This is a genomic window from Burkholderia sp. JPY481, assembly GCF_038900515.1.
GTDB classification, from domain to species: Bacteria; Pseudomonadota; Gammaproteobacteria; order Burkholderiales; family Burkholderiaceae; genus Paraburkholderia; species Paraburkholderia youngii.
The window spans coordinates 639,499-658,412 of sequence record NZ_JAYMRT010000001.1 but is presented as its reverse complement, the minus strand read 5'-3'; the positions used below and the strand labels follow the sequence as shown (position 1 = coordinate 658,412).

The window sequence follows — 18,914 nt, the reverse complement described above, 5'->3', positions numbered from 1 at the left end:
CATCCTTCCAATGTATCAACGCGGCGCTCAAATGCAACGCGCCGCCCGAGCCGTGACGAGGCATGGGGCGGCGCGGTCAGGACTTCCGTCGTAATGCGCGATCACTTCGTGGGCACGCACTCCGCTTCAGCGAAAGCGCGGGTTTAGTGCCGCTGCGCGGCCGCCGGCGTCACGCCTTGTGAGAGTCCGCCGGCGACGAAAAGTTGCGCGACGTCGACTGGGTCGAACTCGTAGCGCTGATTGCAAAACTCGCAGTGAATCTCGACGTGGCCGCGTTCTTCGATCACGCCGTCGACTTCATCGCGGCCGAGCATCTTCAGCATCGCGGCGACTTTTTCGCGCGAGCACGTGCATTCGAAGCGCGCGGTGACCGGCTCGAAATGCTGGACGTTTTCCTGCCAGAACAGGCGCCGGAACACCGTCTCCGGTTCTTCCTTCAGCAATTCGTCCTGTGACAGTGTGCCGCCGAGCGTGCACACGCGCTCCCACGTATCCGCGTCGAGCTCGCCCGGATGCGGGACGATGCCGCCATCGCCCGGCAGCTTTTGAAGCAGCATGCCGACCGCGCGCTCGGTGTTTGCCGCGAGCCACATGCGCGTGTCGAGCTGTTCGGAGTGGTGCATGTAGTGCTCGAGCACTTCGGCGATCGACTTCAGCGGTCCATTCGCGCCCGAAAGCGGCACGATACTCTGGTACGGCTGCTGGCCGGGCTGCTTGTCGGTCGGGTCGAGCGTGATCACGCAGCGGCCGTGGCCGCTCGCGTTCACCAGGTCGATCAGCGAGGTCGAGTCGTCGATCGTATGGGCGGCTTCGCCGGACAGCTTCGCGGTGGCGCGCATCGTCAGGTTCGAGCTGCACTGCACGACCAGCATCTTGATCGGGCCGTCGCCGAAAATCTGCATGACGAGGGTGCCGTCGAACTTCAGGTTCGCCGACAGCAGCGCGCACGCGGCCATCATTTCGCCGAGAATCGTTCGCACGGGCGCCGGATAATCGCGGCGCGTCAGCACGTCCTGCCAGGTATTGCGCAGGGAAACGATCTCGCCGCGCACCGGCGCCGCGCTGAACATGAATTTTTGCAACTGGTCGCTCACAACTTTTCCTCGCTGGAATGACGCGGCGTGATGCCGCGCCTTTGCGCGCCGCGCGCCGGCCGTCTAGCCGATGCGTACGAGCTGCGCCTTGAAATACTCGCGCCGGCCGGCATAGCTTGCCGCGGCGCGCTGCAGGTTGGCGATATCCGCTTCCGTCAGTTCGCGCACCGCCTTCGCGGGCGCGCCGAGGATCAGCGTATTGTCGGGAAACACCTTGCCCTCGGTGACGATGGCACCCGCTCCGACCAGACAGTTGCGGCCGATCACCGCGCCATTCAAGACCACCGCCTGAATTCCGATCAACGCGCCTTCCTTGATCGTGCAGCCGTGCAGCATCGCCTGATGGCCGATCGTCACGTTCGACTCGACCGTCAGCGGATAGCCGGGGTCGGTGTGCAGCACCGCGTTTTCCTGCACGTTGCTGCCGGCGCCGATCGTGATCGGCTCATTGTCGCCGCGCAGCGTCGCACCGAACCACACGCTCGCGTTCTCCTCGAGCGTCACGTTGCCGATGATGTTCGCCGAATCCGCGACGAACACGCTTTCATGAATGATCGGGGCGGCTTCGCCCAGCTTGTAAATCGTCACAATGTCTCCTTGTCGGTCGGAGCCGGGCCTTGGGGCGGCTCCGATGCCGTGCACGATGGGTGTCTGATCGATTGCCTCGCATGGGCGGGGCGGCGTGCGCCCGGCGCGGTGCGAGGAGTTTGGCGGTTCTGCGTCGCCAACTGACGGGCGTGCCCTAAAGCGCGCCGGGTGGTCGAATCGGGTATTGTAAACGGTTGTGTGCTTGAGCCGCTCGCGTGCGGGCCGGGCGCCCTCTCTCCGTGGGCTTCAACGCTTTCATCGCCTATCCATTTGTCATGACGTCCGTCCCTTCGCCCGTTTCCGTCGCTTCTCCCGCATCGATTTCTCACGACGAGCCGCTGTGCGCGCGCCGCGCCGCGCTCGCTGCGTTGTGCGAGCGGGAACCGGCCGCAAAGGCCGCGGCGGCCCGCGAACTGCACGCTGCGGTACTCGATGGCCGCGTGCTCTGTGACGCCGGCCTCGATCTCGCCGAGCCCGCCGGCCTGCCGGGCCGCCCCGAACGGCCGGAACTGGTCGAGCCGCGCCAGCTCGGGCGACGCAGCATGCAGTCGCCGCAGGGGCGCGCGGTGCTGCTCCACGCGCTCGCGCACATCGAGTTCAACGCGATCAATCTCGCGCTCGACGCCGTCTGGCGCTTCTCCGGCATGCCCGGTGAGTTCTATATCGACTGGCTCAAGGTCGCCGCCGAAGAGGCATACCACTACTCGCTGCTCGCCGCGCGTCTCGCCGAATACGGCCACGCATACGGCGATTTCCCGGCGCACGCCGGCCTGTGGGACATGTGCGAGCGCACTCGGGGCGACGTGCTCGCGCGCATGGCGCTCGTGCCGCGGACGCTCGAAGCGCGTGGCCTCGACGCGTCGCCGCCGATCCGCGCGCGTCTGCAGCAGGCCGGCGATCACGCGTCGGCGGCGATTCTCGACGTGATCCTGCGCGATGAAATCGGCCACGTGCTGATCGGCAACCGCTGGTTCCGGCACCTGTGCTGCGCGGACGGCCTCGATCCGCACCAAACGTATCTGCGTCTGGCCGACCGGTATCACGCGCCGAAACTGCGTGGCCCGTTCAATTTCGAAGCACGCCGCGACGCTGGTTTCGACGACGCCGAGCTCGCCGCGCTCGCACGCCAGGATGCGCGGCAAGGCCCACAGGCTACGGACGACCGGGCGTCACCCTAATAATCCGTTACCACCTGTTGCGGCGCCCGCCCTATAATCGAACGACCATTCTTTTTTCGAGTGCGCCGCCGATGAATACATCCCGCTCTGAGTTCGTTACCGCGCATGGCGTCCGGCTGCACGTGCGGCGCTGGGGCCGTCCCGACGCGCCGATACTGTTCATGCTGCACGGCTGGATGGACGTCGGCGCGTCGTTCCAGTTCGTCGTCGATGCGCTCGGCGGCGACTGGCAGGTGATCGCGCCGGACCAGCGCGGCTTCGGTCTGTCCGACTGGCCGGTGGCCGAGCGTGGCGGCGGCAGCTACTGGGTGCAGGACTATCTCGGCGATCTCGACGCGTTGATCGACCACTACGCGCCCGACGGCGAGGTGAACCTCGTCGGTCACAGCCTGGGTGCGAACATCGTGTGCCTGTACGCGGGCGTGCGGCCGCAGCGGGTGCGGCGCGTGGTCGATCTGGAAGGCTTCGGGCTCGCGCATTCGCATCCGGCGCAGGCGCCGAAGCGCCTGCTGAACTGGCTCGACGAATTGCGCGATCCACCGCAGCTGAAGCGCTACGCGTCGCTCGACGAGGTCGCCGCGCGCCTGATCAAAACCAATCCGCGCCTCGATCCGCGGCGCGCGCAGTTTCTCGCGCAACACTGGTCGAAGCCGGATGGCGAGGGGCGCTTCATGCTGCTCGCCGACCCGGCGCACAAGGTCCGCGGCCCGACCTTGTATCGTCTCGACGAGGTGATGGCGGTATGGCGCAAGGTCAGCGCGAAGGTGCTGCACGTCGAGGCCGCCGGCTCGCCGACGCTCGCGCGAATCGCCGGCGACGTGCCGCTCGACGAATTCAAGACGCGTTTCCACGCGTTTGCCGATTGGCGCGAGAAGATCATCGATGGTGCGGGGCACATGGTGCATCACGACCAGCCGGAGCAGGTCGCCGCGTTGATCGAGGGTTTCTGTGCCTGACGTCGTGCCTGAGGCTACGGTTGAAAGGGCGCTCGCGGGTCGCCCGGACGTTGGTCTCGGCACCGCCCGGTCCTGACCTTGCGGCACACGGACAAGCGCAGCCGGCGTCGCTAGATACCCCTGCGGACCCTTACTGCATTGCAGTAAAATGACCGCAGAACCCTTCCAGGACCACGATGAACGCCGATCTTCACTGCCATTCCACCGTTTCCGACGGCCAGTTCGCGCCGACCGACGTCGCGCGCCGCGCGCACGCGAACGGCGTGACGCTGTGGGCGCTCACCGATCACGACGAAGTGGGCGGCCAGCAAGAGGCGCGCACCGCGGCCGAGGCGCTCGGCATGAACTACCTGAGCGGCGTCGAGATTTCGGTTACGTGGGCGGGGCGCACCGTGCACATCGTCGGACTCGGCATCGATCCGACCAACCAGGTCCTGATCGACGGTCTGGCCCGCACCCGCGACGGCCGCGCCGCGCGCGCCGAGGCAATCGGCGAGCAACTGGCCACGCTCGGCATTCCAGACGCGTACGAAGGCGCGCTCCATTACGTGTCGAATCCCGACATGATGTCGCGCACGCATTTCGCGCGCTTCATGGTCGAGCACGGCCACTGCACAAACACCCAGGAAGTGTTCGACCGCTATCTCGGCGACGGCAAGCCGGGCTACGTTGCGCATCGCTGGGCCAAGCTCGCCGACGCGCTCAGCTGGATCGAGGCCGCCGGCGGCGTCGCGATCGTCGCGCATCCGGGTCGCTATGCCTATTCGCAACTCGAATTCGACGCATTCTTTGGCGAATTCATCGACCTCGGCGGCAAGGCGATCGAGGTCGTGACCGGCAGCCACACGCCCGACCAATACCGCGAATATGCGGACGTCGCGCGTCGCTATGGTTTCGAGGCCTCGCGCGGTTCCGACTTCCATGCGCCAGGCGAAGGCCGCATCGAACTCGGCACACTGCCGCCGCTACCCGCCGATCTGAAGCCCGTCTGGGAACGCTGGCTGTGACCGCGCGCTGTGCCGGAACGGCACGTCTCGCGCGCGGGCCGGCTGGATGCGGCACCCGCTCTGCTCGCCGCAGCCCATCCGCCGCGGTTCGTCTGCCGCGATCGTGAGTCTCCATGTCGCAATACTTTCGGCTTCATCCCGACAATCCGCAGCCGCGCCTCGTCAAGCAGGCCGCGCAGATCATCAACGACGGCGGCCTGGTCGCCTTGCCGACCGATTCGACCTACGCGCTCGCCTGCCGTCTCGACGACAAGGATGCGGTCGAACGCCTGCGGCGTATTCGTGGACTGGACGAAAAGCAGCTGCTGTCGCTGCTCGTGCGCGATCTGTCGGAGCTCGCCAATTTTGCGATGGTGGACAACTGGCAGTATCGGCTGCTGAAATCGGTGACGCCGGGTCCGTACGTGTTCGTGCTGCAGGCCACCAAGGAAGTGCCGCGACGCGTGTCGCACCCGTCGCGCAAGACGATCGGTCTGCGCGTGCCGGATCACGCGATTACGCTCGCGATTCTCGAGGAGCTCGGCCAGCCACTGCTCGGCACGACGCTGATCATGCCCGGCGAAACGGAGCCGCTGAACGACCCAGAGGAAATTCGCGCGCGGCTCGAAAAGCAGCTCGATCTGGTGATCGACGGCGGCGCGTGCGTGTGCGAGCCGTCCACCGTGATCGATCTGACCGGCTCCGAGCCGGTCCTGGTGCGGGCAGGGCGCGGCCCGCTCGAGCCGTTCGGCCTCGAGGAAACGGCGTGAGCGGCCCGAGCGGCCCGAGTGAAAGCGGACAGACACGCGCGAGCGCATTGTTACAATAGCGAGTTATGGATTCTTCCCTGATACAGACAATTGCGGTGTACGCGCTGCCGGTGATCTTCGCGATCACGCTGCACGAGGCCGCGCACGGCTACGTCGCGCGCTGGCTCGGCGACAACACCGCGTACGTGCTCGGCCGCGTGTCGCTCAACCCGATGCGGCATATCGATCCGCTCGGCACGATCGCGATTCCGTTGCTGCTGTACTTCGCGACGAGCGGCGCGTTCATGTTCGGCTATGCGAAGCCGGTGCCGGTCGCGTTCGGCAATCTGCGCAATCCGCGCTGGGGCAGCCTGTGGGTGGCGGCGGCCGGGCCGGTATGCAACTTTGTCCAGGCTCTGCTCTGGGGCGTATTCGGCATCGTGCTGGCGGTGCTCAATGTCAACGAACCGTTTTTTACACGTATGGCGGGCGCGGGCGTCGGCGTCAATCTCGTGCTCGGCGTGCTGAACCTGTTTCCGCTGCCGCCGCTCGATGGCGGTCGTGTGGTGATGGCCCTGTTGCCGCCGAAGCAATCGATCGCGTTGTCGCGGCTCGAGCCGTACGGCTTTTTCATCGTGATGGCGCTCGTGATGACGGGCACGCTCACGCGTTTCTGGTTGAGGCCACTCGTTACGCTCGGCTATAGCGCGATCACCGCAATTCTGACTCCTCTTGTCTCGCTTTTCTAAATAACCATGTTCCCAGACCGTATCTTCTCCGGCATGCGGCCCACCGGGTCGCTGCACCTCGGCCACTATCACGGCGTGCTGAAAAACTGGGTGCGGCTGCAGTCCGAGTACCCGTGCTTTTTCTGCGTGGTCGACTGGCACGCGCTGACGACGCACTACGAAACGCCCGAAGTGATCGAAAAGAACGTGTGGGACGTGCTGGTCGACTGGCTCGCTTCCGGCATCGATCCGGCGCAGGCGACGCTGTTCATCCAGAGTCGGGTGCCCGAGCATGCCGAGCTCGCGCTGCTGCTCGGCATGAGCACGCCGCTCGGCTGGCTCGAGCGCGTGCCGACCTACAAAGAGCAGATGGAAAAGCTGAAGGACAAGGATTTGTCCACTTACGGCTTCCTCGGCTATCCGGTGCTGATGGCGGCGGACATTCTGCTGTATCGCGGCTCGCTCGTACCGGTCGGTGAAGACCAGGTGCCGCACGTCGAGATGACGCGCGAAATCGCTCGTCGTTTCAACTACCTGTACGGCCGCGAGCCGGGCTTCGAGGAAAAAGCGAACGAAGCCGCGAAGAAGCTCGGGGGCAAGCGCTCGAAGCTTTACCACGAGTTGCGCAACGCGTATCAGCAGGAAGGCGACGACGAAGCGCTCGAACGCGCGCGGGCGATGCTGCAGGAATCGCAAAGCCTGTCGATGAGCGACCGCGAGCGCCTGTTCGGCTATCTCGAAGGTTCGCGCAAAATCATCCTCGTCGAGCCGCAGGCGATGCTGACCGAGGCGTCGCGCATGCCGGGCCTCGACGGCCAGAAGATGTCGAAGTCGTACGGCAACACCATCGGTCTGCGCGAAGACGCGGAAACGATCACTAAGAAGGTTCGCACGATGCCGACCGACCCCGCGCGCGTGCGCCGCACCGATCCGGGCGATCCGGACAAGTGCCCGGTGTGGCAGCTGCATCAGGTCTATACCGACGAAGCGACCCACGAGTGGGTGCAGAAAGGCTGCCGCTCGGCGGGCATCGGTTGCCTCGATTGCAAGCAGCCGGTCGTCGAAGGGATTCTACGCGAGCAGCAGCCGATGCTCGAGCGCGCGCAGAAGTACATGGACGACCCGTCGCTGTTGCGCGCGATCGTCGCTGACGGCTGCGACAAGGCGCGCCGCTTCGCGACCGAAACGATGCGCGACGTTCGCGAGGCGATGGGGCTGTCGTACAACTGATGCGCACTCGAGGCGCCGCGCCGCAGCGATGAGCACGCCCGTTTCCGCTGGCTTGCATGGCCTCGGTGAACCGTCGCGCTGGGTGCGTCACTGGGCGCACCTGATCGCGGCGGGCGGGGCGGTGCTCGACGTGGCATCGGGGGCTGGGCGGCACGCGCGCTTTTTCGCGTCGCTCGGCCATCCGGTCACCGCAATCGATCGCGATGCCGTCGCCCTGGACCTGCTGCGTGACGCGCCGCTCGTCACGCCTGTCGTGGCCGATCTCGAAGGCGCGCCGTGGCCATTGCCGGGCGATGCGGCGTTCGCCGCCGTCGTGGTCACCAATTACCTGCACCGGCCGCTTTTTCCGCAGTTGCTGCGCGCGCTCTCGCCCGGCGGCGTACTGGTTTACGAGACCTTTGCGCAAGGAAACGAAAGCGTCGGCAAACCCTCCAATCCGGCGTTTTTACTCGCGCCCGGCGAGCTGCTCGAGATCGTGCGGGGCCAACTGCGGGTGATCGCGTTTCAGGACGGATTTCTCGCCGAGCCGCGTCCGGCCTACGTTCAGCGCATCTGCGCGGTTCGGGAAGCGGCACGTGCGAATGATCCCGCACGAGCAACAGTTCCACCTTGTTACGAGTTGGCTGGCTAATCCGCTACAATCGCGGTTTACCTGATCATATTCATGGCGTTTCATGACTAACGGCAACCACAGCGGTCACCAGGACGGCGTTCAGATCCGCGGCAGCATTCCTGCCATCATCACTCCGATGCTCGAAGACGGCAGCCTCGATCTGCCGGCGTTTCGCAAACTGATCGACTGGCACATCGAGGAAGGCACGAATGCGCTAGTCGTGGTCGGCACGAGCGGCGAGTCGGCCACGCTGTCGGTCGAAGAACACGTGCTGATGGTCAAGACCGCGGTCGACCACACCGCTGGACGCATTCCTGTCATCGCGGGCGCGGGCGCCAACTCCACCGCTGAGGCGATCGAACTCACGCAGCACGCGAAAGACGTCGGCGCGGATGCCACGCTGCAGGTCGTGCCGTACTACAACAAGCCGACCCAGGAAGGCATCTACCGCCATTTCGCGAAGATCGCCGAAAGCGTCGATCTGCCGGTGATCCTGTACAACGTGCCGGGCCGCACCGTCGCCGACATGAGCAACGAGACCATCCTGCGCTGCGCGCAGGTGCCGGGGATCATCGGCGTGAAGGAAGCCACGGGCAACATCGACCGCGCCGCGCATCTGATCAAGTCGGCGCCGGCAAACTTCAGCATCTATAGCGGCGACGATCCCACTGCGATCGCGCTGATGCTGCTCGGCGGTCACGGCAATATTTCGGTGACCGCGAACGTCGCGCCGCGCGCCATGAGCGAGCTGTGCAAGGCCGCGCTCGCAGCGGACGCGAAGACCGCGCGCGAGATTCATCTGAAACTCCTGTCGCTGCACAAGTACCTGTTTGCCGAAGCGAATCCGATTCCGGCGAAGTGGGCGCTGCAGCAACTGGGGCGTGTGCAGGGCGGCATCCGCCTGCCGCTCACGCCGCTCGACGCGCAATACCACGAAGTGGTGCGCGGCGCGCTGCGCGAAGCGGGCCTGCTCGGCTGAACGGCCCGCCCGTCCAGCCGCCCACGCCAGACCGCCACCGGCATTTCATTAACCGACGTCGCTTCAGCCCACGTTCCCGGCAGATCGAACGAGGCATCGCGTTCCAGCATCACGAAGGACCTCATGAAACGTTCCGCACTTTCCCTCCACGCAACCCGCATGGCGGCGCTGGCGCTTGCCCTGTCGACGCTCGCCGGCTGTGACACGCTGAACGACTGGTTCGCTTCCGACCGCGTCAACTACAAGGCGACCTCGAGCGCGCCGCCGCTCGCCGTGCCGAGCGACCTGAGCACGTCGCCGAACGACCAGCGTTATGTGGCGCCGCCCGCGAATCTGGCGCTCGGTGGCTCGCCGACGCGCGCTGTCACGGCCGCTGGCAACGCGACCGAAGGTCAGCCGAACGCGCAGGATCCGCTCGGCATGCATATCGAGCGCGACGGCGACCGTCGCTGGCTGGTGGTAGACGGCCGTTCACCGGAACAGCTGTGGCCGCAGCTGCAGGAGTTCTGGCAGGAGAACGGCTTCGTGCTGAAGACCGACGCGCCGGCCACCGGCATCATGACAACCGACTGGGCCGAAAATCGCGCGAACATTCCGGACGACTGGTTCCGCCGCACGATCGGCAAGGTGATCGACTTCGCCTATTCGTCGGGCACCCGCGACAGTTTCCGCACGCTGGTATCGCGCGGTTCGGACAGCGCGACGGATATCTCGATCACGCATAGCGCGATGGAAGAGGTGATGACCGGGCAGGACAAGACGTCTTCGCGCTGGGAAGAGCGTCCGCGTGACCCGGCGCTCGAGGCGCTGTTCCTCGCCAAGCTGATGCAGAAGTTCGGCCTGACCGAAGCGCAGTCGAAGCAGCTGCTGACCGACGCGCGCCCGGCCAGCGCGCCGACCACCATCGAGCAGAACGCGGGCGCGTCGACGCTCGATCTGCAGGAGTCGTTCGACCGCGCCTGGCTGCGTGTGGGCCTCGCGCTCGATCGCACCAACTTCACGGTCGACAACCGCGATCGCGAGAAGGGCATCTACTACGTCCGCTATGCGGATTCGATGCAGGAACTGAAGAAGGAAGGCCTGTTCGGCAAACTCTTCTACAGCGGCAATTCGACGCGCAAGCCGGGCCAGGAATTCCTCGTCAACGTGCGCGCGAAAGGCGACGCCGTGACGCAGGTTGCGGTCGTCGACGCGAACGGACAGATCGATACGTCGTCGGACGCGCAGCGCATCGTGTCGCTGCTGCACGCGCAACTGAACTAGGTGGGTCGTGCGCTTCGCAAGTCTCGGCAGCGGCAGTGAAGGCAACGCGCTGCTGGTGGAAGCGCACAGCGGCGCGAGCACGACGCGCGTGCTGCTCGACTGCGGGTTTTCCGCCCGCGAAGTCGAGCGGCGTCTCGCGCGGCTCGGCGCGAGCGCCGAGCATCTCGACGCGATTCTGATTACGCATGAACATAGCGATCACATCGGCAGCGCAGTGACGCTGGCGCGCAAGTGGTCGATTCCGCTGTACATGAGCTGGGGCACCGCGCGCGCGGCGGGCGCCGACGAAGCCGATGTCGACCTGCAGGTGCTGTGGGGCGACGAGGCGGTAGCAATCGGCGAGCTCAGCGTTCTCCCTTATACCGTTCCGCACGACGCCCGCGAACCGCTGCAATACGTGTTCTCGAACGGCGCAAGCCGACTCGGCGTGCTCACCGACGTGGGCACGTCCACCCCGCATATCAGCGCGGTGCTGAGTGGTTGTGACGCACTCGTGCTCGAATGCAATCACGACGTGCAGATGCTCGCGGGCAGTCGTTATCCGCCGTCGCTTAAGGCGCGTATCGGCGGCAATCACGGGCATCTGAACAATGATGCGGCGGCTGAAATCCTCGCGTCGCTCGACCGCTCGCGATTGCGGCATCTGGTCGCCGCGCATCTGAGCCAACAGAACAATCTGCCGGAACTCGCGCAGGCGGCGCTCGCGGGTGTGCTTGGCGCGGCTCCCACCGAGGTGGTGGTTGCGTCGCAGAGTGAAGGTTTCGCGTGGTTGACTCTGTGACTGCGGTGCGGAGTTGGCTTCCGGTCGTGCCGCGCAGTATGCGTCACGTAGTCAGGTAATGAAAAAAGCCCATAACGAGCAATCGTTATGGGCTTTTGCCTTGAGCGTCGAGGCGGCGTAGGGCACGCCGCGCGACCGGCCAAGCTTAATTGCGGTTGCCGCCGAAAATGCCGAGCAGCGCAAGCAGGTTGACGAACACGTTATACAGATCCAGGTAGATCGCTAGCGTCGCGGTGATGTAGTTCGTCTCACCGCCGTTCACGACGCGCTGCACGTCGAACATGATGTAGGCGGAAAAGATCACGATTGCCATGACCGAGACCGTCAGCATCAGTGCCGGCAGTTGCAGGAACACGTTCGCGACCGAAGCCAGCAGGATCACGATCACGCCCATGAAGAGCCACTTGCCGAGGCCCGAGAAGTCGCGTTTGCTGACCGTGGCAATGGTCGCCATGGCCGCGAAGATCACACCAGTGCCACCAAACGCGAGCATGATCAGCGACGGGCCGTTCGAGAAGCCGAGCACGAAAGCGAGGATGCGCGACAGCATCAGCCCCATGAAGAACGTGAAGCCAAGCAGTACGAATACGCCGACGGCACTATCTTTGGTGCGCTGGATCGCGAACATGAAGCCGAACGCGATCGCGAAGAACGCCAGCATGCTCATGGCGGGGCTGGTGGCGGCGAACAGCGAGAATCCGGTGGCAAGGCCGACCCACGCGCCGAGTACGGTCGGAATCATGGACAGCGCGAGCAGCCAGTAGGTATTCCGTAGAACGCGGTTGCGTGTTTCGACCGTGCTGACCGCGCCGTTGCGGCCAAACATATACGGATGTTCGTTCATGGTCTCTCCTTACCTCGGAAGCGTGTTTCGTGATGGTGATACGGAATTTGCGAAGCGCCGGCGGGCGCAACGTTCATCCGTAAGATTAGCGCGGCGGCACGGAGTTTCAATACCCTCCAGTCGCCTCCATGGCCTACGCTACCAGTATTTTGCACCCCTTGCCTTGATCCTTTCAATGCTGTAAGGGTTCAATCGCAATGATACACGAGAACATGCTACAATAGCGGATTCATTTAAATCTGTAACCTCTTAATTTTTTGGAGTTTTTATGGCGATCGAGCGCACCCTGTCGATTATCAAGCCGGACGCAGTGGCCAAGAACGTGATCGGCCAGATCTACACCCGTTTCGAAAACGCTGGTCTGAAGATCGTGGCATCGCGCATGGTTCATCTGTCGCGTGCTGACGCCGAGAAGTTCTACGCTGTGCACGCAGCACGTCCGTTCTTCAAGGACCTCGTCGAATTCATGATCTCAGGTCCGGTGATTGTGCAGGCGCTGGAAGGCGAAAACGCGATCTTGAAGCACCGTGACCTGATGGGTGCGACGGACCCGAAGAAGGCGGAAAAGGGCACGATCCGTGCTGACTTCGCCGACAGCATCGACGCCAACGCCGTGCACGGTTCGGACGGTCCGGAAACGGCTGCGGTTGAAATCGCATTCTTCTTCCCCCAAGTCAACGTCTACTCGCGTTGAGCGCCTCGCGCTGAGGTCGGGCAGTGACCTCAGCCGCGTATCGCGAGCCGTCTCTCGCGTGGCGCGTTTCGTGCGGTCGAATCGTTTTATCGCATGAATCGCGCGCGGTGCACGGCAAAAGTAGTAAGGTAAAAGCAGCAGGAATGGGCGCGAGCGGCATGGCGTTCATGCAGCTTGTTGCATGAACGTAGTCTCGCACTGAAATGGCAGGATTCGATATGACGAGCAGTCCCTCCGTCAACCTTCTCGACCTCGACGCCCAAGGGCTCGTCGCCTATTGCGATAGCCTGGGCGAGAAACCGTTTCGCGCCAAGCAATTGCAGCGCTGGATTCACCAATACAACGCTGCCGACTTCGACGGCATGACCGATCTCGCGAAGTCTTTGCGCGAAAAGCTCAAAGGGCGCGCCACGATCACAATGCCGGGCGTTGTCAGCGATCATATTTCGTCGGACGGCACGCGCAAGTGGCTGATCGACGTCGGTAATGGCAACGCCGTTGAAACCGTGTACATCCCTGAAGAAACGCGCGGCACGCTATGTGTGTCGTCGCAGGCGGGGTGCGCGGTCAACTGCCGATTCTGCTCGACCGGCAAGCAGGGGTTCTCCCGCAATCTCACCACCGGCGAAATCATCGGCCAGTTGCGCATGGCCGAGTTTGCGCTGCGCGCGTCGCGTGGCGATGCCGGCGGCCGCGCGATGGGCGGCGACGGCAAGGGCGAGCGCGTCGTTACGAACGTCGTGATGATGGGGATGGGCGAGCCGCTGCTCAATTACGACGCGGTCGTGCCGGCCATGCGTCTGATGCTCGACGACAATGCGTACGGTCTGTCGCGCCGGCGAGTCACGTTGTCCACTTCGGGCGTCGTGCCGATGATGGACCGGCTCGGCGCGGACTTGCCCGTGGCGCTCGCGGTGTCGCTGCATGCGTCGAACGACGCGCTGCGCGACGTGCTGGTGCCGCTCAACAAAAAGTATCCGCTGCGCGAGCTGATGGCGGCGTGCGAGCGCTACCTGAAAGTGGCGCCGCGCGATTTCATTACGTTCGAATATTGCATGCTCGATGGCGTGAACGACAGCGAGGCGCACGCACGCGAGCTGCTCGCCGTTACGCGCAACGTGCCGTGCAAGTTCAATCTGATTCCGTTCAATCCGTTCCCCGAATCGGGCCTCGTCCGCTCGAAGACGGAACAGATCAAGCGGTTTGCACAGGTGTTGATGGACGCTGGCGTCGTCACCACCGTGCGCAAAACCCGCGGCGACGATATCGATGCTGCCTGCGGTCAGCTGGCCGGCGCGGTGAAAGACCGCACGCGACTTGCTGAGCGCACCGGGAAGGCGGCGAAGGTGATCGAGGTTCGCGCCGTGTAATCGCCAGGTGCAGCAGGGCGTCGGCGTTCGGCGGAAAGCAGTGCGAGCGCAAAAATGCTCCGATACCACCTGGCGGTTGAAAAGAAAGTTTGCAGAATCGATCGGGAGCGGCACACAAAGCCGCGCATTTTGTTATAAACGGTCTGCGATTTGGACGTGAGGCTCGAGCCCGTCCGGTCGCACGATTAAAAGAATCGACGCGAAAGGATTTGGGATGAGTGAGCCGCAGCACCCGCAGCCGCACGAGACAGACACGAACGATGGCCATCCGGCACCCGTTGCAAGGGCGGTGGTACAGCCGGTCGTGCAGCCGGCCCTCGATTCGTTGGCAGCGGTTGGCGCGCGCTTGAGCCAGTTGCGCGAGTCGAAGGGCTGGGCGATCGAGGACGTGTCGGCGCGGCTGAAGGTATCGGTCGTCAAGCTGAGCGCGCTCGAGGCGGGCGACATCAGCCATCTGCCGGACACGACGTTCGCACTCGGCGTCGTGCGCAGCTACGCGAAAATGCTCGGCGCCGATCCGGCGCCTTTTACGGCGGCGCTGCGTCGCGAGAGAGGAGTGCCGGCGCCGAATCTGTCGATGCCCGCGTCATCCGGTAAGGACCTGCCGCGCGGCAAGGTTTCGCTGTCGCTCGGTGACAGCGGACACAAGAGTCGTTCGTGGCTATGGGGTATTGCGGCGATCGTCGTCGCGGTCATCGCGCTCGGCATGTGGCGCACCAACGGCGGCGATTCATCCGCGTGGCTCGCGCGCCTGAAGGCCAGCGCGAATAGTTCGACGAGCAGCGACACGGCGGCGTCGGGAGCGGTCGCGCAGGGTCCGGCGACGGCGGAGGGCGCATCGGCGCCGGATGCGGCGGTCACGGCGGACAACGCCGGGAGCGCGGATAATGCGGCGTCTGCGTCGGCAACGCCGATGCCCGCACCGCTTGCCACCGGCACCGCGCCGGGCTCGGCCCCGACCGCGAATACCGCGGCGACGGCAGCGAAAGCCGGCTCACAGGCTCAGGCACAGGCCGCCATGGAGAGCGCAAGTGCACCGGTGGTCGTGGCGAACGCGTCGGCACCGGCGGTTACGCCAGCGCCCGGCGAGTCGGTCGTCGCGCTGCGCGTGACGCAGGACAGCTGGTTCAGCGTGCGTGACAAGAACGGCAAGGAACTGTTCTCCGGCCTCGTGCATGCTGGCGACCCGAAGGAAGTGACGGGCGCCGGTCCGTTCAAGGTGACGGTTGGCAACAAGGCGGGTCTCGAGTCGGTGACGCTCGACGGCCAGCCGGTCGATCCGTCGAAATATGCGGCAGCCAAGGGCAATGTGGCGCGCTTTGCGCTGCCTTGACAGATACGGTACGCGCCGCGGCCAACCGGCCCGCGGCGCTTTTTCAATTGAGGCGCTGCGTTTTTGCATAGCGCGTGCGGCGTAAATGGGTTTTTCGATGCAAACCGAAGCTCAATCCCAATCCTGTAGCAAGATCGTTTCAGAAGAGCCGGTGTTCGGCGGCCCCGCGATGCGGCGCAAATCGCATGCGGTCAACGTCCGTTGGGGCGGCCAGCTCGTGACCATCGGCGGCGATGCGCCGGTGCGCGTGCAGTCGATGACCAACACCGACACTGCCGACGCGATCGGCACTGCTATCCAGATCAAGGAACTGGCGCAAGCCGGTTCCGAACTGGTGCGTATCACCGTGAATACGCCGGAAGCGGCGGCTGCCGTGCCGGCGATCCGCGAGCAACTCGACCGCATGGGCGTGATGGTGCCGCTCGTCGGCGACTTCCATTACAACGGCCATCTGCTGCTGCGCGACTATCCGGGCTGTGCGGAATCGTTGTCGAAGTACCGGATCAATCCTGGCAACGTCGGGCACGGCGCGAAGCGCGACACACAGTTCGCGCAGATGATCGAGGCAGCGGTCAAATACGACAAGCCGGTGCGCATCGGCGTGAACTGGGGCAGTCTCGACCAGGACCTGCTCGCCAAAATGATGGATGAAAACGGGTCGCGCGCTACTCCGTGGGAAGCGCAAAGCGTGATGTACGAAGCGCTGATCCAGTCGGCGATCGGCTCGGCGGAACGCGCGGTCGAACTTGGCCTCGGGCGCGACCAGATCATTCTGTCGTGCAAGGTCAGCGGCGTGCAGGATCTGATCGCGGTGTACCGCGAACTCGCGCGCCGTTGCGATTTCGCGCTGCATCTGGGCCTGACCGAAGCAGGCATGGGCTCGAAGGGCATCGTCGCGTCGACCGCGGCGCTGTCGGTTCTGCTGCAGCAGGGCATCGGCGACACGATCCGTATCTCCCTGACGCCGGAACCGGGCGCGTCGCGCACCGGCGAAGTGATCGTCGGCCAGGAAATCCTGCAAACCATGGGCCTGCGCTCGTTCACGCCGATGGTGATCGCGTGCCCGGGCTGCGGCCGTACCACGAGCACGCTGTTCCAGGAGCTCGCGTCGCAGATCCAGACCTATCTGCGTCAGCAGATGCCGGTGTGGCGTGACCAGTACCCCGGTGTCGAGCAGATGCACGTCGCGGTGATGGGCTGCATCGTCAATGGTCCGGGCGAGTCGAAGCAAGCGAATATCGGCATCAGCCTGCCGGGCTCGGGCGAGAACCCGGCCGCGCCGGTGTTCATCGACGGCGAGAAGGTGAAGACGCTGCGCGGCGAGAACATCGCGCAAGAATTCCAGCAAATCGTGAGCGACTACGTCGAGCGCCGTTATGGCCGCGCCGAAGCGCTCAACTAAATACCGGCAATCGAAACACAGATGACTGAACAGAAGAAAAAGCTCGAGAAGCTTTCCGGCGTGAAGGGCATGAACGACATCCTTCCGCAGGAAGCCGGGCTCTGGGAATTTTTCGAAACCACCGTCAAGTCGATGCTGCGTTCATACGGATACCAGAATATCCGCACGCCGATCGTCGAGCATACGCAGCTGTTCACGCGCGGTATCGGCGAAGTGACCGACATCGTCGAAAAAGAGATGTACAGCTTCACCGATGCATTGAACGGCGAAAACCTGACGATGCGCCCGGAAAACACGGCGGCGGTGGTGCGCGCGTCGATCGAGCACAACATGCTGTACGACGGCCCGAAGCGCCTGTGGTACATCGGACCGATGTTCCGTCACGAGCGTCCGCAGCGCGGCCGTTATCGCCAGTTCCACCAGGTCGGTGTCGAGGCGCTCGGTTTCGCGGGGCCGGATGCGGATGCGGAAATCATCATGATGTGCCAGCGTCTGTGGGACGACCTCGGCCTGACCGGCATCAAGCTCGAAATCAATTCGTTGGGCCTCGCTGAAGAGCGAGCCGCGCATCGCGTCGAGTTGATCGCGTACCTCGAAAAGCACATGGACGTGCTCGACGAAGACGCGAGGCGCCGTCTCTATACGAACCCGCTGCGCGTGCTCGATACGAAGAATCCCGCGCTGCAGGAAGTCGCGCAAAACGCGCCCAAGCTGATCGACTTTCTCGGCGAAGAATCGCGCGCGCACTTCGAAGGTCTGCAACGTCTTCTGAAGGCAAACAACCTTCCGTTTACGATCAATCCGCGTCTCGTGCGCGGTCTCGATTACTACAATCTGACCGTGTTCGAGTGGGTGACCGACAAGCTCGGCGCGCAAGGCACGGTCGCGGCGGGCGGCCGCTACGATCCCCTGATCGAGCAGCTCGGTGGCAAGCCCACCGCTGCGTGCGGCTGGGCGATGGGCATCGAGCGGATTCTCGAGTTGCTGAAGGAAGAGCAGCTCGTGCCGGAAGACGAAGGTTGCGACGTGTACGTGGTCCATCAGGGCGACGCCGCGCGGGAGCAGGCGTTCATCATCGCCGAGCGTCTGCGCGATACCGGTCTCGACGTGATCCTGCATTGCAGCGCGGACGGTCAGTCGGCAAGCTTCAAGTCGCAGATGAAGCGTGCCGATGCGAGCGGCGCCGCGTTTGCGGTCGTGCTCGGCGAGGACGAAATCGCCAATGGCACGGTCGGCGTGAAACCGCTGCGCGATACCCAAGCTCATGGCGGTAAGAACGAGCAACAGAACGTGCCCGCCGAAGACTTGACCGAATATCTAATCAATGCGATGGTTGCATCCGCCGAAGACGGCGACGACTGATCGCGATGTCGTCGAGCCGGCTGGCTCGACACGCACACATAGCAAGAATGAGGAAATCGCCGGGCAATGAGTTACCACGACGAACAAGAATCGATCGAAAGTCTGAAGGCATGGTGGAAGCAGTGGGGCAATGCGACCACGTGGATCGTGCTGATGGTGTTGCTGGCAGGCGCGAGCTGGAATGGCTGGAATTTCTGGCAGCGTCGCCAGGCCGCGGAAGCGGCGGTGCTGTATGACCAGGTTCAACAAGCCACGGCATCGGGCGACAAGGCGCAGATCGCGCGCGTCGCCGCCGACATGGAAGACAAATTCGGCCACACCGCTTACGCTCAGATGACCGCGCTCGGCGCCGCCAAGGCGCTTTACACCGCTGGCGACGAAGCCGGCGCTAAGGCGCAGCTGCAATGGGCGATCGATCACGCTAAGGACGACGAGTTCAAGCAGATCGCGAAGCTGCGCATGGCATCGCTGCTGCTCGACGACAAGGCTTACGACCAGGGCCTCGCGCTGCTGGCCGAGCCGCAATCCGATGCTTTCAAGGGCGTCGTGGCTGACCGCCGCGGCGACCTCCTCGCCGCCCAAGGCAAGCGCGACGACGCGCGCGCGGCCTACAAGCTCGCGCTCGACTCGCTGTCGAAGAGCGACAGTTCGGCGCGCCAGCTGATCCAGTTCAAGCTGGATGCGCTTGGCGGCTGAGCGTCCCGCGCGGCGCGCCGCGAGCCACGACCGCAAGACGGTCTCCTTTAATCCATTTCCTGAATGCT

General features: G+C 64.3%; 19 protein-coding genes. 16 read left to right on the top strand and 3 right to left on the bottom strand.

Translation table 11 applies throughout. The features are described 5' to 3' along the window. Positions 1–143: 143 nt before the first annotated feature. On the bottom strand, positions 144–1,094 hold the full coding sequence (gene hslO, locus VSR82_RS03020) for an Hsp33 family molecular chaperone HslO (protein WP_368586056.1): 951 nt from the start codon (positions 1,092–1,094) through the stop codon (positions 144–146). A 63-nt stretch (positions 1,095–1,157) separates the two neighbouring features. Further along, positions 1,158–1,682 (bottom strand): gamma carbonic anhydrase family protein, encoded by a 525-nt coding sequence (locus VSR82_RS03015; protein WP_368586057.1) that lies wholly within the window; start codon positions 1,680–1,682, stop codon positions 1,158–1,160. Between the two features lie 275 nt (positions 1,683–1,957). Here VSR82_RS03015 and VSR82_RS03010 point away from each other — a divergent pair, with 275 nt between their 5' ends. The 10 genes from VSR82_RS03010 (at position 1,958) to VSR82_RS02965 (ending at position 11,145) form a co-directional block, all read left to right on the top strand. Continuing rightward, positions 1,958–2,860 carry a ferritin-like domain-containing protein gene (locus VSR82_RS03010; RefSeq protein WP_429458797.1) on the top strand — a complete coding sequence of 301 codons (903 nt, stop codon included), beginning with the start codon at positions 1,958–1,960 and terminating at the stop codon, positions 2,858–2,860. Between the two features lie 71 nt (positions 2,861–2,931). Continuing rightward, positions 2,932–3,816: an alpha/beta fold hydrolase gene (locus tag VSR82_RS03005; RefSeq protein WP_429458799.1), complete on the top strand. Its 885-nt coding sequence runs from the start codon at positions 2,932–2,934 to the stop codon at positions 3,814–3,816. 176 nt (positions 3,817–3,992) lie between these two features. Next, positions 3,993–4,823: a 3',5'-nucleoside bisphosphate phosphatase gene (locus VSR82_RS03000; protein ID WP_368586060.1), complete on the top strand. Its 831-nt coding sequence runs from the start codon at positions 3,993–3,995 to the stop codon at positions 4,821–4,823. Between the two features lie 113 nt (positions 4,824–4,936). Next, the gene (locus VSR82_RS02995) at positions 4,937–5,572 is read left to right on the top strand and encodes an L-threonylcarbamoyladenylate synthase (protein WP_368586061.1); all 636 of its coding nucleotides are present in this window, start codon (positions 4,937–4,939) and stop codon (positions 5,570–5,572) included. A gap of 65 nt (positions 5,573–5,637) precedes the next feature. Continuing rightward, the gene (locus tag VSR82_RS02990; protein WP_410847902.1) at positions 5,638–6,300 is read left to right on the top strand and encodes a site-2 protease family protein; all 663 of its coding nucleotides are present in this window, start codon (positions 5,638–5,640) and stop codon (positions 6,298–6,300) included. A gap of 6 nt (positions 6,301–6,306) precedes the next feature. Further along, entirely contained in the window at positions 6,307–7,509 is a 1,203-nt protein-coding gene (locus tag VSR82_RS02985) for a tryptophan--tRNA ligase (protein ID WP_429458802.1), read from the top strand. A gap of 28 nt (positions 7,510–7,537) precedes the next feature. Then, positions 7,538–8,140 carry a class I SAM-dependent methyltransferase gene (locus tag VSR82_RS02980; protein ID WP_368586064.1) on the top strand — a complete coding sequence of 201 codons (603 nt, stop codon included), beginning with the start codon at positions 7,538–7,540 and terminating at the stop codon, positions 8,138–8,140. A gap of 43 nt (positions 8,141–8,183) precedes the next feature. After that, positions 8,184–9,101 (top strand): 4-hydroxy-tetrahydrodipicolinate synthase, encoded by a 918-nt coding sequence (gene dapA, locus VSR82_RS02975; protein ID WP_368586065.1) that lies wholly within the window; start codon positions 8,184–8,186, stop codon positions 9,099–9,101. A 123-nt stretch (positions 9,102–9,224) separates the two neighbouring features. Continuing rightward, the gene (gene bamC, locus VSR82_RS02970) at positions 9,225–10,364 is read left to right on the top strand and encodes an NlpB/DapX family lipoprotein (protein WP_368586066.1); all 1,140 of its coding nucleotides are present in this window, start codon (positions 9,225–9,227) and stop codon (positions 10,362–10,364) included. A 7-nt stretch (positions 10,365–10,371) separates the two neighbouring features. After that, entirely contained in the window at positions 10,372–11,145 is a 774-nt protein-coding gene (locus VSR82_RS02965) for an MBL fold metallo-hydrolase (protein ID WP_429458805.1), read from the top strand. 145 nt (positions 11,146–11,290) lie between these two features. Here VSR82_RS02965 and VSR82_RS02960 read toward each other — a convergent pair whose 3' ends face one another. After that, complete coding sequence (locus VSR82_RS02960; RefSeq protein ID WP_018417558.1) at positions 11,291–11,989, bottom strand: Bax inhibitor-1/YccA family protein; 699 nt, start codon at positions 11,987–11,989, stop codon at positions 11,291–11,293. 268 nt (positions 11,990–12,257) lie between these two features. On the opposite strand from VSR82_RS02960, the gene ndk reads away from it, so the two are divergent. The 6 genes from ndk (at position 12,258) to VSR82_RS02930 (ending at position 18,846) form a co-directional block, all read left to right on the top strand. Next, on the top strand, positions 12,258–12,683 hold the full coding sequence (ndk, locus tag VSR82_RS02955; protein ID WP_429458807.1) for a nucleoside-diphosphate kinase: 426 nt from the start codon (positions 12,258–12,260) through the stop codon (positions 12,681–12,683). Between the two features lie 218 nt (positions 12,684–12,901). Continuing rightward, entirely contained in the window at positions 12,902–14,053 is a 1,152-nt protein-coding gene (gene rlmN, locus VSR82_RS02950) for a dual-specificity RNA methyltransferase RlmN (protein WP_368586068.1), read from the top strand. A 214-nt stretch (positions 14,054–14,267) separates the two neighbouring features. Further along, positions 14,268–15,386 (top strand): helix-turn-helix domain-containing protein, encoded by a 1,119-nt coding sequence (locus VSR82_RS02945; protein WP_429458809.1) that lies wholly within the window; start codon positions 14,268–14,270, stop codon positions 15,384–15,386. A gap of 85 nt (positions 15,387–15,471) precedes the next feature. Then, positions 15,472–16,788, top strand: a complete 1,317-nt coding sequence (ispG, locus tag VSR82_RS02940) for a flavodoxin-dependent (E)-4-hydroxy-3-methylbut-2-enyl-diphosphate synthase (RefSeq protein WP_368586070.1) — start codon at positions 15,472–15,474, stop codon at positions 16,786–16,788. A 21-nt stretch (positions 16,789–16,809) separates the two neighbouring features. Beyond that, positions 16,810–18,150: a histidine--tRNA ligase gene (gene hisS, locus VSR82_RS02935; protein ID WP_429458811.1), complete on the top strand. Its 1,341-nt coding sequence runs from the start codon at positions 16,810–16,812 to the stop codon at positions 18,148–18,150. Positions 18,151–18,216: 66 nt separating this feature from the next. Then, positions 18,217–18,846: a YfgM family protein gene (locus VSR82_RS02930; RefSeq protein WP_429458813.1), complete on the top strand. Its 630-nt coding sequence runs from the start codon at positions 18,217–18,219 to the stop codon at positions 18,844–18,846. Positions 18,847–18,914 lie beyond the last annotated feature (68 nt).